At 62.6% G+C, this 12723-nt stretch carries 10 protein-coding genes and 1 pseudogene; 10 read left to right on the top strand and 1 reads right to left on the bottom strand.

Going from position 1 to position 12723, the window contains the following annotated elements; all coding sequences use genetic code 11:
* Window positions 1-26: 26 nt before the first annotated feature.
* Complete coding sequence (locus LXM55_RS18585) at window positions 27-806, top strand: thermonuclease family protein (RefSeq protein ID WP_233321718.1); 780 nt, start codon at window positions 27-29, stop codon at window positions 804-806.
* Window positions 807-993: 187 nt separating this feature from the next.
* A complete protein-coding gene (locus LXM55_RS18580; protein ID WP_060837157.1) occupies window positions 994-2262 on the top strand; it encodes a malic enzyme-like NAD(P)-binding protein in 1269 nt (422 codons plus the stop codon).
* 114 nt (window positions 2263-2376) lie between these two features.
* Here the strand turns inward: LXM55_RS18580 and LXM55_RS18575 are convergent, their stop codons facing one another.
* A complete protein-coding gene (locus tag LXM55_RS18575; RefSeq protein ID WP_233321991.1) occupies window positions 2377-4809 on the bottom strand; it encodes a penicillin-binding protein 1A in 2433 nt (810 codons plus the stop codon).
* A gap of 219 nt (window positions 4810-5028) precedes the next feature.
* On the opposite strand from LXM55_RS18575, the gene pilM reads away from it, so the two are divergent.
* The 8 genes and pseudogenes from pilM (at window position 5029) to LXM55_RS18535 (ending at window position 12611) form a co-directional block, all read left to right on the top strand.
* Window positions 5029-6090, top strand: coding sequence for a type IV pilus assembly protein PilM (pilM, locus tag LXM55_RS18570; RefSeq protein WP_233321717.1), 1062 nt, complete (start codon window positions 5029-5031; stop codon window positions 6088-6090).
* Window positions 6090-6656: a PilN domain-containing protein gene (locus tag LXM55_RS18565; protein WP_233321716.1), complete on the top strand. Its 567-nt coding sequence runs from the start codon at window positions 6090-6092 to the stop codon at window positions 6654-6656. The genes pilM and LXM55_RS18565 overlap by 1 nt, the downstream gene beginning before the upstream one ends.
* Complete coding sequence (locus LXM55_RS18560) at window positions 6653-7276, top strand: type 4a pilus biogenesis protein PilO (RefSeq protein WP_233321714.1); 624 nt, start codon at window positions 6653-6655, stop codon at window positions 7274-7276. The genes LXM55_RS18565 and LXM55_RS18560 overlap by 4 nt, the downstream gene beginning before the upstream one ends.
* Window positions 7273-7800: a pilus assembly protein PilP gene (locus LXM55_RS18555; RefSeq protein ID WP_233321712.1), complete on the top strand. Its 528-nt coding sequence runs from the start codon at window positions 7273-7275 to the stop codon at window positions 7798-7800. The genes LXM55_RS18560 and LXM55_RS18555 overlap by 4 nt, the downstream gene beginning before the upstream one ends.
* 155 nt (window positions 7801-7955) lie before the next feature.
* Window positions 7956-9224: pseudogene (locus tag LXM55_RS18550) on the top strand (type IV pilus secretin PilQ); the annotation flags it as partial.
* 4 nt (window positions 9225-9228) lie between these two features.
* Window positions 9229-9747: a shikimate kinase AroK gene (gene aroK / locus LXM55_RS18545; protein WP_011058824.1), complete on the top strand. Its 519-nt coding sequence runs from the start codon at window positions 9229-9231 to the stop codon at window positions 9745-9747.
* Between the two features lie 145 nt (window positions 9748-9892).
* Window positions 9893-10993, top strand: a complete 1101-nt coding sequence (aroB, locus tag LXM55_RS18540; RefSeq protein ID WP_233321711.1) for a 3-dehydroquinate synthase — start codon at window positions 9893-9895, stop codon at window positions 10991-10993.
* A 10-nt stretch (window positions 10994-11003) separates the two neighbouring features.
* On the top strand, window positions 11004-12611 hold the full coding sequence (locus LXM55_RS18535) for an AAA family ATPase (RefSeq protein WP_233321709.1): 1608 nt from the start codon (window positions 11004-11006) through the stop codon (window positions 12609-12611).
* Window positions 12612-12723 lie beyond the last annotated feature (112 nt).

The following is a 12723-nucleotide window of genomic DNA, read 5'->3' as shown; positions in this document are numbered from 1 at the left end:
AAAGCCGATACCGACTTTCCTCGCTGATGAAAAAGGCGTCCCTAGTGGGCGCCTTTTTTGTGGGCGCGATTTGGCTGACCGCCACCGAGGCGTTTTGCCCGGCCCCCAAGGGATTGGTGCCGGCAACGGTGCTGCGGGTCGTGGATGGCGACACCCTGCACCTCAAGGATGGCCGCAAGGTCCGCATGCTCGGCCTCAATGCCCCGGAACTGGCGCGCAAGGGGCGCCCTGCCGAGCCCTTCGCCGAAGCGGCGCGACGGCGCTTGCAACAGCTGGTGGCGCAGAGTGGTGGGCGGGTCGGCCTGTTGTGGGGGCGTGAAAGGCAGGATCGTTACGGACGTGCCTTGGCCCACGTATATGGCGCCAGTGGGGGCAACCTTGAAGCGCGGTTGATTGCTGAGGGCTTGGCGTATCAGGTAGCGGTGCTACCAAACGTCGCCCTGGTGAGTTGCCAGCAGGCTGCCGAGCAGCATGCGCGTCGAGCGGGGCTGGGCTTGTGGCGGCGCTCGCCTGTACTGAAAGCGGAGCAGATCCGGCGCGCCGGTTTTGCCTTGTTCGAAGGGCGTGTGAGCAAGCTGCAACGCAATCGCGGCGGGCTTTGGATCACATTGCAGGGGCGGGTTGTATTGCGGATTGCACCCAATATCCTGGCGCGCTTCGATCAGCGGTTGCTCAGGCAACTGCCGGGTCGACGAATCGAGGCTCGCGGCTGGGTGGTTGAGCGTTCGGCTCAGGGCGGCATAGATTCTGCGCAATCGAGCTTGATCCTGTCCCTGAGTGCCCCTTCCATGCTCAGACTTCTCTGATAAAGAAAAATTGTAGACATTTTTTTAATAGATTGTGAACAGTTGAAAGCCTTGTACCCCGTGGCTCTTGGCCCAAAGTCGTACGCTACAGGCCTTGACAGGGGTGACTGGGCAGTCTTGTAGGGACTATGCGACACGCGTATCCTCGGCGGTCCGTCTGTCCAACAGTAAAAAGCGGAATGCCCACATGTCTGATTTGAAAACTGCCGCTCTCGAATATCATGCCAATCCTCGTCCAGGAAAGCTGAGTGTCGAGCTCACCAAGGCCACTGCTACCGCTCGTGATCTGGCGCTGGCCTACAGCCCCGGCGTAGCCGAACCGGTACGCGAGATCGCTCGCGATCCGGAACTGGCCTACAAGTACACCGGCAAAGGCAACCTGGTTGCCGTCATTTCCGATGGCACCGCGATTCTCGGCCTGGGTAACCTCGGCCCACTGGCCTCCAAGCCTGTAATGGAAGGCAAGGGCGTACTGTTCAAGCGTTTCGCCGGCATCGATGTGTTCGACATCGAAGTCGATTCCGAAAGCCCGCAGGCCTTCATCGACACCGTCAAGCGCATCTCGATCACCTTCGGTGGCATCAACCTGGAGGACATCAAGGCACCCGAGTGCTTTGAGATCGAACGCGCTCTGATCGAGCAGTGCGACATCCCGGTGTTCCACGATGACCAGCACGGCACCGCGATCGTGACCGCTGCCGGCATGATCAATGCCCTGGAAATCGCTGGCAAAACCCTGGCCGATGCCAAGATCGTCTGCCTGGGTGCCGGTGCGGCCGCCATCTCCTGCATGAAGTTGCTGGTGAGCATGGGTGCACAGATCGAAAACATCTTCATGGTTGACCGTACCGGCGTTATCCACGCTGGCCGTGACGACCTGAACCAGTACAAGGCGGTCTTCGCCCACACCACCGACAAGCGCACCCTGGCCGACGCCCTGCAAGGCGCCGACGTGTTCGTTGGCCTGTCCGGTCCGAACCTGCTGAGCGCTGAAGGCCTGAAATCCATGGCGCCGAACCCGATCGTGTTCGCCTGCTCGAACCCGGATCCGGAAATCGCTCCAGAGCTGGCTCATGCCACCCGTGACGACGTGATCATGGCCACCGGTCGTTCGGACTACCCGAACCAGGTGAACAACGTGCTGGGCTTCCCGTTCATCTTCCGTGGTGCCCTGGACGTTCGCGCCAAGCGCATCAACGAGGAAATGAAGATCGCTGCGGCCAACGCCCTGCGTGAACTGGCCAAGCTGCCAGTGCCTCAGGAAGTGTGCGACGCCTACGGCGGCATCAAGCTGGAGTTCGGCCGTGAGTACATCATTCCGAAGCCAATGGATGCCCGTCTGATCACCGTGATCTCCGATGCCGTGGCCAAGGCCGCCATCGAGACCGGCGTTGCAACCCTGCCTTATCCGAAGAACTACCCGCTGAAAAGCGTGGATGATGTGTTCAACGGCTAATAGCAGCCCATAAAAAAACCCGGCCATCGAGCCGGGTTTTTTTATGGGCAAGTTCCAAGCTGCAAGAGAAGAGGGTGTCGCTGCTTCCTTGCAGCTTCTGGCTTGCCGCTGCTCTTAGAAGAGGTCGATCGGCGCTGCTTCGTCCGCCGGCAGCGGGCTGCCCGGGGCGACGCCATTGCCCAGCTCGTTGACCGAAGGCGGAGTGTCTTCGCTCTTGAACAGTTCGAAGTAGGCGTTCGGCGTGCCCGGTGTGGCGGCGCGGCCGCTGACCGGGTCAACCCGCAGGCTGAGAATGCCTTCCGGCTCAGGCTGGGTATGTGGCGGCTTGTCCTTGAGGGCTGCGCCCATGAAGTTCATCCAGATCGGCAGTGCCACGGTGCCGCCGTATTCGCGGCGCCCCAGGCTTTCCGGTTGGTCGAAACCGGTCCATACGGTGGTCACGTAGTCGGCGTTGTAGCCGGAGAACCAGGCGTCCTTGGATTCGTTGGTGGTACCGGTCTTGCCGGCCAGGTCCGAGCGTCCAAGGGCCAGTGCGCGGCGCCCGGTCCCCAGCTTGATCACGTCCTCGAGCATGCTGTTGAGGATGTAGGTGGTACGCCCATCGATGATCCGCTCGGCTATCGCCGGGGTTTGTGCCGCTGCTGGCGCGGGAGCTTCACCGGCCACGCTGTTGATCGTGAAGCTGTGTTCCGGTGCGGCGATACCGCTGCTGGCGGTGTTGCCGGTGGGAACGCTTGGCGGGTTGGCGCTGAACAGCAGCTCGCCGTTGCGGCTTTCGATCTTGTCGATGATGTACGGGCTGATCTTGTAGCCGCCGTTGGCAAAGGTGCTCCAGCCGGTGGCGATCTCCATTGGTGTCAGGGTTGCGGTACCCAGGGCCAGGGACAGGTTGCGCGGCAGGTCCTGCTTGTTGAAGCCGAACTTGCTGATGTAGTCGATGGTGCGGTCCACGCCCATGCTCTGCAGCAGGCGGATCGACACCAGGTTGCGCGACTTGTACAGCGCTTCACGCATGCGGATCGGGCCGAGGAAGGTGTTGGTGTCGTTCTTTGGGCGCCAGACCTTGTCCAGGTACTCGTCGACGAACACGATCGGCGCGTCGTTGACCAGGCTGGCCGCGGTGTAGCCGTTATCCAGCGCCGCGCTGTAGATGAACGGCTTGAAGCTCGAACCGGGTTGGCGCTTGGCCTGCATCGCGCGGTTGTAGTTGCTTTGCTCGAAGGCAAACCCCCCCACCAGGGCGCGGATTGCACCGTTCTGCGGGTCGAGGGTCACCAGGGCGCCCTGGGCTACCGGGATCTGGCTGAACTTCAGCGAGTTGTTCGCCTGGCGTTGCACGCGGATCAGGTCGCCGACCTGGGCCACGTCCGCCGGCTGGCGCGGCACCGGGCCCATGCTGTTGGTGTTGAGGAACGGCCGGGCCCATTTCATGCTGTCCCAGGCCACATGCTCTTCGCCATTGCGGGTCAGCACCTGGATACCATTCTTCTCCACCTGGGTGACGATCGCCGGCTCCAGGCCGCTGATGGTCCGCTGCTTGGTCAACTCGTTGGCCCAGGCAGTCTGGGTCTTGCCCGGCAGGCGTGATTCAGGGCCGCGATAGCCGTGGCGCTGGTCGTAGGTCATCAGGCCTTCATGCACCGCGGTATTGGCCATTTCCTGCAGGTCGCTAGGCACCGTGGTGGTCACCCGGAAACCTTCGGTATAGGCATCGCTGCCATACCGGCCGACCATTTCGGCACGGGCCATCTCGGCGATGTACGGCGCGTTCACTTCCGGTGTCGGTACGTGGTAGCTGGCGTTCAGTGGTTCGTTGATGGCTTCGGTGTAAGCCGCTTCGGTGATCTTGCCGAGCTTGTACATGCGCCCCAGGATCCAGTCGCGACGTTCCTTGCTGCGCGCCGGGTTGGCCAGGGGGTTGAAGCGCGAAGGCGCCTTGGGCAGGCCGGCGATCATCGCCATCTGCGCCAGGCTCACTTCACGGATGGACTTGCCGTAGTACACCTGGGCTGCGGCTTCGATCCCGTAGGCACGGTTGCCCAGGTAGATCTTGTTCACGTACAGCTCGAGGATCTCGTCCTTGGTCAGCTGTCGCTCGATCTGCAGGGCCAGGAGGATCTCGGTGGTCTTGCGCGAGAAGCTGCGCTCGCTGGTCAGAAAGAAGTTTTTCGCCACCTGCATGGTGATGGTGCTGCCGCCGGACTGGATGTGTCCGCTCTTGACCAGTTGGCTCGCGGCGCGCATCAGGCTGCTCGGGTCAACCCCGTAATGGTTAGCGAAGTTGTCGTCTTCAGCACTTAGTAACGCATTGATGAAGTTGGGGGGAATGTCGGCGAAACGTATGGGGGTACGGCGCATTTCGCCAAATTCGGCGATCAACTTGCCGTCGCTGCTGTACACCCGAAGGGGAATCTGCAACTGGATGCTTCTCAGCGCCTCAACCGATGGAAGGCCGGGGCTAAGATAGAGAAACGCACCGGAGAGGGCGAGGAGGAGCCCGCAGAACACCGCGACGATGGACCACCCGAAAAACTTCAGCAGACGAATCAAGGCTTTTGGATTTCCAGAGAAAGGAATGAATTAGGCGTCAGGGCATTCACGGTCGCCAGGGACCGACCCACGCAGCAGGTAAAAGCGGAAAAAAACGCTGGGCATTATAAGCATTTTCCGCCGAGAGCGTCATTTGCCCGTCTGTCAAGACGTGACGATTGAGCGCAATGCAGCTTAAGCAGTCCGTAAGTCACGGATAGTCATAAGGAATTTGTCGTGCTTGGACTCTTCGGCAAAAAGCCGAGTTCCCTTATGGGGCTCGATATCAATGCGACATCGGTCACGTTTCTGGCCTTGGGCCGCCAGGGGCAGGGATACCGGGTCGAGGCCTACGCCAGGGAGCCCCTGGCGCCCAACACGTTGCTCGACCAGCACACTGCCGACCCCGAGGCCCTGGCAGCGGCGCTGTCCCGCGCCTGGCTCAAGACCGGCAGCCGTCTCAAGGGGGCGGCGGTGGCGGTGGCCGGCGAGGCGCTGATCAGCAAGCTGATCGAGATGCCGGCTGGCCTGCACGCCGACGAACTGGAGCAGCAGGTCAGGTTGGAAGCCGGCCAGTACATTCCCTATCCCCTGGAAGAGGTGGCCATCGACTTTGAGGTACTGGGCACGCTGCCCGGTCACCCGCAGCGGCTCCAGGTGCTGCTGGTGGCCTGTCGCAGCGAACGGGTCGAAGCCCTGGAGGCCGTGCTGGCTCTCGCCGGGCTGACGGCCCGGGTGGTGGATACCGAACCCCTGGCCCTGGAGCGCTGCCTGCTGATGCTGGCCGCTGACCTGCCAGCCGCTGCCGATGGTGCCGTGGCACTGCTGGACATGGGCCCGAACCTTACCCGCTTCAGCGTCTTGCACGGGCAGCGGGTGATCTACAGCCGCGAGCAGTTGTTCGGCAGCTGGCCGTTGCTGGAAGCGCTCCAGCGCCGTTATGCGCTGACCTTGGACGCAGCGTTGCTGGCGCAGCGCCAGGGCCGTTTGCCGCAAGGCTGCGCCGAGGAGCTGCTGCAACCGTTCGAGCAGGAGCTGTTGCAACAGGTCGCCCGCGCCCTGCAGCAGTTCGCCACTTCTCCCCAGCAACAGCCGTTGGCGCAGTTGCTGCTGGCCGGCGACGGCAGTTGCCTGGCTGGCCTGGCGCGCCGGGTTGAGGACGAGACGGGAATCACTGCGCTGCTGGCCAATCCGTTTCGAAGCATGACGGTGAGCGCGCAGGTCGACGCCCAGGCCTTGAACGAGCAGGCGCCGAGCTTGTTGCTGGCGTGTGGCCTGGCCTTGCGAGGGTTCGACTGATGGCACGGATCAATCTGCTCCCCTGGCGCGAGGCATCGCGCGAACGCCGGCGCCGGCAATTCCTGCAGGTGCTGGTGGCGATGGTGATGGTCGGCGGCGGGGTGACCCTGTTGGCCGATGCCTATGTAAACCGGGTGATCGAACGCCAGCACCTGCGTAATCAATATCTGCAGCAGGCGACGGCTCGCCTGGATAAGCAGATCGCCAGCATCGAGGAACTCAAGGTGCAGCGTCAGCAGTTGCTTGAACGCATGGGCGTCATCGAAGACCTGCAAGGCAATCGCTCGACCAGCGTGCGGGTTTTCGAGCAGTTGGCTCGCAGCCTGCCTGAAGGCGTGTATTTCACCGAGGTCGATCTGCAGGGGCAGAACCTCGGCATCAGTGGCGCCGCCGAGTCGAACAACCGGGTCTCCGACCTGATGCGCAACCTGCAGGCAGCCGAGGGGCTTGCTGTTCCCAGCCTGACTGAGGTGAAGCGCGCGGTGGACCCTCAACAAGGGCTGGGCAACCTGTTTCGGCTGAATGTCGGGCAGGCCACGGCACTGTCCGGGGAGCCTCGGCAATGATGCCTGGGCAATGGCTGGCGCAGTTGCGCCGTACCGATCCGCGTGAGCTGGACCTGAGCAACCTCGGCTCCTGGCCCGGGCCGGTCAAGAGCCTGGTGGCGGCCCTGTTTCTACTGCTGGTGCTGGTAGCGGGCTACAACTTTTACCTGGGCCCGAACCTGATTCAGCTGGAGCGTCAGCGTCAGGAAGAAACCCGGCTCAAGCAGGCATTTGCCGACAAGGCGCGCCAGGGAGCCAGCCTGCTGCGCTACCAGGAGCAGCTTGCGGTCATGCGCAACAGTTTCGACGCGCTGTTGCGCCAGTTGCCCAGCGACACTGAAGTTCCCGGCTTGCTGGAGGACATCAGTCGCGTAGGGCTGGGCAGTGGCCTGGGGTTCGAGGTGATCAAGCTGCAGCCGGAAGTGGCTCGGCCGTTTTACGTTGAGCTGCCGATCCAGATCTCGGTCACGGGGGCTTATCACGACCTGGCGACCTTCGTCAGTGGCGTCGCCGGCCTGTCGCGTATCGTCACGTTGCATGACTTTCGGATCATGCCCGTGGTGGCCGGCAATCCGGCGCTGTTGCGCATGAACATCGAGGCGCGAACCTACCGATACGACAGTCCGGAGCCGCACTCATGAGGGGCCTTGGTCGGGCAGTGCTCAGCGCTCTGTGTGCCGGGCTGTGGGGCTGTGGAGTCGGCGATGGCGTCGCCGACCTGGACGCTTACATGAAGCGGATGCGTGAGCAACCGCCGGGGCCGATTGAGCCGGCACCGGTCATCCGCTCTTACCCCTCATTCACTTATGGCGCCAGCGCATTGCGCAGCCCGTTCCAGCCACCGCAACGGCTCGATCCGGCGGTCCGCCGGCAAGGGGCGAACGAGGTCCGGCCCGACCCGCAGCGGGTCCGGCAATACCTCGAAGGGTTCGATATCGATCAGTTGCAGATGGTTGGAAGCCTGTCCAACGCTTCCGGGAGCTTCGCCCTGCTGCGCGGCGTGAGTGGCATCCATCGTTTGCAGGTGGGTGATTACCTGGGGCGCAACGAAGGCCGGGTCGTGGCCATCAGCGATTCGCAGATCGAGGTGGTGGAAATTGTTCCCGATGGAGCGGGAGCCTGGCAGGAGCGGCCGCGGACACTGGCGCTGAAAAAACACTCTTAAGTGGAATCTGGACAATGAACAGGACTGTTTCAGCCCTCGGTGCCGCGCTATGGATAGCGTTGCTGGCGCCGCGGGTCGGCGCCGCCGAGCTCAAGCCTGCTGCCGCGGATGTGGCAGGCCAGGTCATGGCAGAACCCCGGGCTGCAGCCCGTCCTGCCTACAAGGGGGAAAAGCTTTCGCTGAACTTCCAGAACATCGAGGTGCGCTCGGTGCTGCAATTGATCGCTGACTTCACCGGCCTCAACCTGGTGGCTAGCGATACCGTGCAGGGTGGCATCACCTTGCGCCTGCAGAATGTGCCCTGGGATCAGGCTCTGGATCTGGTGCTCAGGACCAAGGGGCTTGATTCGCGCACGATCGGTAACGTGCTGCTAGTGGCGCCGGCGGATGAAATCACCGCCCGGGAGCGTCAGGAGCTGGAGTTGCAGAAGCAGTTGGAGTATCTGGCGCCGCTGCGCCGGGAGCTGCTGCAAGTCAACTACGCCAAGGCGGCGGACATCGCCAGGTTGTTCCAGTCGGTGACCGGTGCCGAGGAAAAAGCCGATGAGCGTGGTTCGATCACTGTCGATGAGCGCACCAACAGCATCATTGCCCACCAGAGCCGGGAGCGCCTCGATGAGCTGCGGCGCATCGTCGCCCAGTTGGATGTGCCGGTGCGTCAGGTGATGATCGAGGCGCGTATCGTCGAGGCCAACGTCGACTACGACAAGAGCCTGGGGGTGCGCTGGGGTGGCTCGGTGCAGAACAAGGGCAACTGGAATGCCTCCGGGGTGCAGAGCGGCGCCAACGGGTCAACGACCATCGGTACGCCGGGCAGCAGCGGTAGCAACTCGCCTTTCGTCGACCTGGGGGCCACGGCCAATACCTCGGGCCTCGGCATCGCCTACATCACCGACAGCGTGCTGCTGGACCTGGAACTGACTGCCATGGAAAAGACCGGCAACGGCGAGATTGTCTCCCAGCCCAAGGTGGTCACCTCCGACAAGGAAACCGCGAAGATCCTCAAGGGCACCGAAATTCCCTACCAGGAAGCCAGCTCCAGTGGCGCGACCTCGGTGTCGTTCAAGGAGGCTTCGCTGTCGCTTGAGGTGACGCCGCAGATCACCCCGGACAATCGCATCATCATGGCGGTCAAGGTCACCAAGGACGAGCCGGACTACCTGAACAAGGTCCAGGATGTGCCGCCGATCAAGAAGAACGAGGTCGAGGCCAAGGTCCTGGTCGATGACGGGGCGACCATTGTCATCGGCGGGGTTTTCTCGAATACCCAGAGCAAGGTTGTAGATAAAGTGCCATTTCTTGGCGATGTGCCGTATCTTGGCCGCCTTTTCCGGCGTGACGTGGTGTCGGAGAAAAAATCCGAGCTGCTGGTATTTCTCACTCCGCGTATCATGAACAACCAGGCGATTGCTGTGAGTCGTTGATTCTGTGCGAAATTTGATTCTTGTTGGGCCGATGGGGGCTGGAAAAAGCACCATCGGTCGCTTACTGGCCAAAGAGCTGCGCCTGCCATTCAAAGATTCCGATAAGGAAATTGAACTGCGTACAGGCGCGAACATCCCGTGGATCTTCGATAAGGAAGGCGAACCGGGCTTTCGTGATCGCGAACAGGCGATGATCGCCGAGCTGTGCGGCACCGATGGCGTGGTACTGGCCACCGGCGGTGGCGCGGTGATGCGCGAAGCCAATCGTCGGGCACTGCACGCTGGCGGACGAGTGGTATATCTGCACGCATCGGTGGAACAGCAGGTGGGGCGCACCGCTCGGGACCGCAATCGTCCTTTGTTGCGTACCGCTGATCCGGCCAAGACCCTGCGCGACCTGCTGGAAATCCGCGACCCGCTTTATCGGGAAATCGCCGATCTGGTGGTGGAAACCGATGAGCGGCCGCCGCGAATGGTGGTGCTGGACATCCTGGAGCGCCTGCAGCAGCTGCCACCCCGTTAATGCTCCGAGCGAAATGCGCTATTCTCGGCGTCGCGCCAGACCGCCAAGGTGTGGCGCAGAGCTATCGGGCCGCGTCAGAAGACCAGACGAGGCCCATCGTCAATGCAAGGCACAATGCCTGCTTCCATCTTCACTGTGGGGACACATGCAGACACTTAAGGTCGATCTAGGCGAGCGCAGCTACCCGATTCACATTGGTGAAGGCCTGTTGGACCAGCCCGAGCTGCTGGTGCCGCATATCGCCGGGAAGCAAGTGGCGATCATTTCCAATGAGACGGTCGCGCCGCTGTACCTTGAGCGTCTGACCCGCAGCCTGGGGCAGTTCTCGGTGATCTCGGTGGTCCTGCCCGATGGCGAGGCCTACAAGAACTGGGAAACCCTGCAGTTGATCTTCGATGGCCTGCTCACTGCGCGCCACGATCGACGCACCACCATCATTGCCCTCGGTGGCGGCGTGATTGGCGACATGGCCGGCTTTGCCGCCGCCTGCTACCAGCGTGGTGTGGATTTCATCCAGGTCCCGACCACCCTGTTGTCCCAGGTGGACTCCTCGGTGGGCGGCAAGACTGGCATCAATCATCCGCTGGGCAAGAACATGGTCGGCGCCTTCTATCAGCCGAACGTGGTGCTGATCGATACCACCAGCCTCAATACCCTGCCCAGCCGCGAGCTGTCGGCGGGCCTGGCGGAAGTGATCAAGTACGGCCTGATCTGTGACGAACCGTTCCTCACCTGGCTGGAAGAAAACGTCGACCGCCTGCGGGCCCTGGACCAGCAGGCGCTGACCTACGCGATCGAGCGCTCCTGCGCGGCCAAGGCTGCGGTCGTAGGTGCCGACGAACGTGAATCGGGGGTGCGTGCCACCCTCAACCTGGGGCATACCTTCGGCCACGCCATCGAAACCCACATGGGTTACGGCGTGTGGTTGCACGGTGAAGCGGTCGCTGCTGGCACCGTCATGGCCCTGGAAATGTCCGCGCGCCTGGGCTGGATTTCCAGCCAGGAGCGTGACCGCGGTATTCGCCTGTTCCAGCGCGCGGGCCTGCCGGTCATCCCGCCCGAGGAAATGACCGAAGCGGACTTTCTCGAACACATGGCAATTGACAAGAAAGTGATCGACGGTCGTTTGCGTCTGGTGCTGTTGCGCCGCATGGGCGAAGCCGTAGTGACCGACGATTATCCGAAAGAGGTTTTACAGGCCACGCTGGGAGCGGATTACCGCGCCCTGGCTCAGCTTAAAGGTTAATAAGATCCCGATGACTAGTTTGCATGCCGACGAGGCTTTCCTCGGCCACTACCAGTTGAGCCACGATCCTTTCGCTCCCCGGGTCCCTGGCTTCAAGTTCTTTCCTGCCCAGCGCAAGCCCGTGCTGGGGCAACTGCATCACCTGGCCCGCTACAGCCAACTGCTGCTGGTGGTCACTGGCCCTCAGGGCAGCGGCAAGACCCTGCTGCGCCAGGCACTGGTAGCCAGTACCAACAAGCAATCGGTGCAAAGCGTGGTGGTTTCCGCGCGCGGTGCCGGCGATGCTGCCGGCGTGCTGCGCCAGGTGGCCCAGGCGCTGAGCGTGGCCCAGGCCGAGATCGGCGCGATCCTCGCCCAGATAGTGCAGCTGGCCCTGACCGGCCAGGAAGTCTATCTGCTGGTGGATGACGCCGAGCAACTCGACGAGTCCGCCCTTGAGGCGCTGCTGGCCCTGGCGGCCGGTGCTCCGGAAGGCCGTCCTCATGTATTCCTGTTCGGCGAGTCGTCGCTGATCGCTGCTCTGGACCAGCTCAATACCGAGGAAGAACGCTTCCACGTCATCGAGTTGCAGCCCTACACCGAAGAGGAAACCCGTGAATATCTCGCCCAGCGACTCGAAGGCGCAGGGCAAGGCATCGAACTTTTCTCCGCAGATCAGATCAGTGATATTCACGAAAGCTCCGATGGCTGGCCGGGCAACATCAACCAGGTCGCCAGGGATGCGATGATCGAAGCCATGATCGCCAGCCGCTCCGCGGTCAAGCGTCCAAGTATGGGGTTCAACATGCCGAAGAAACACGTATTGGCCATTTCCGCAGTGGTGGTGGTGGCCGTGGCCGCGGCCTGGTTGATGCCGGGCCGCAGCAAGGCTCCGACTACCGGGGCTCCCGCCAATGAACAAGCGCAGTTGCCGCTGGGGCAGACGCCGACACCGAATGCCAATGGCAGCCCGTCGGTGGAATTCGCCGGTTCGTCGCAGCCGATGCCACTGCCGTTGGTCGGCCAGTCGCAGCCCGTGATGCGCGGCCCCCTGGCTGAAGCCGCCGGTGGTATCAGCGAGGGTGACGATGGGGTGCCGGTGGAAGGCTCCAGTGCCGTTCCGCCGACCGTGACCACCACCGCGCCACCTGCGGGTGCCGTGGCAGGCCCTGCGCCGACTCCAGCTGCGCGTCCGACCCCGGCACCGACCCAGGTGGCCACGGCCAAGCCAGCGCCTGCGGCCAAACCGGTCGAGAAGCCGGTTGAGAAGCCGGTTGAGAAGCCCGTGGCGGCCAAGCCAGCTCCAGCGGCCAAGCCGGCCGAGAAACCGGTCACCGTGGCCAAGGCCGCCGGTGGCAGCTGGTACGCCGGCCAAGCACCAGGCAACTACGTGGTGCAGATCCTCGGCACCAGCTCGGAAGCCACGGCCCAGAGCTTCGTCAAGGAACAGGGCGGCGAATACCGCTACTTCAAGAAAGTCCTCAACGGCAAGCCGCTGTATGTGATCACCTACGGCAACTTCTCCAGCCGCGATGCCGCAGTCAGCGCCATCAAATCCTTGCCAGCGAAGGTTCAGGCTGGTAAACCTTGGCCTCGCACTGTCGCTAGCGTTCAACAAGAACTGGCAACAACTCGCTGAAGATTCGGCGGCCTTACCCAGGCCGCCTCTCCCGGCAACCTCAAATTTCCGCATTGGCATGCTGCCTTACAGGCCGCGTGCCTTGTGGTGTCTGCGTCACAGTAGTTTTTGA

Source organism: Pseudomonas sp. Au-Pse12 (assembly GCF_021341665.1).
Taxonomy (GTDB): Bacteria; Pseudomonadota; Gammaproteobacteria; order Pseudomonadales; family Pseudomonadaceae; genus Aquipseudomonas.
The sequence above is the reverse complement of the archived record's forward strand: the minus strand, read 5'-3'. Positions and strand labels throughout refer to the sequence as shown.

What these genes read in the sequence shown, in the direction of transcription:
- LXM55_RS18535 (WP_233321709.1), top strand. Translation starts at nt 11,004, where the DNA reads ATGACTAGTTTGCATGCCGACGAGGCTTTCCTCGGCCACTACCAGTTG.
- LXM55_RS18585 (WP_233321718.1), top strand. Translation starts at nt 27, where the DNA reads ATGAAAAAGGCGTCCCTAGTGGGCGCCTTTTTTGTGGGCGCGATTTGG.
- LXM55_RS18555 (WP_233321712.1), top strand. Translation starts at nt 7,273, where the DNA reads ATGAGGGGCCTTGGTCGGGCAGTGCTCAGCGCTCTGTGTGCCGGGCTG.
- LXM55_RS18580 (WP_060837157.1), top strand. Translation starts at nt 994, where the DNA reads ATGTCTGATTTGAAAACTGCCGCTCTCGAATATCATGCCAATCCTCGT.
- aroB (WP_233321711.1), top strand. Translation starts at nt 9,893, where the DNA reads ATGCAGACACTTAAGGTCGATCTAGGCGAGCGCAGCTACCCGATTCAC.
- LXM55_RS18560 (WP_233321714.1), top strand. Translation starts at nt 6,653, where the DNA reads ATGATGCCTGGGCAATGGCTGGCGCAGTTGCGCCGTACCGATCCGCGT.
- LXM55_RS18565 (WP_233321716.1), top strand. Translation starts at nt 6,090, where the DNA reads ATGGCACGGATCAATCTGCTCCCCTGGCGCGAGGCATCGCGCGAACGC.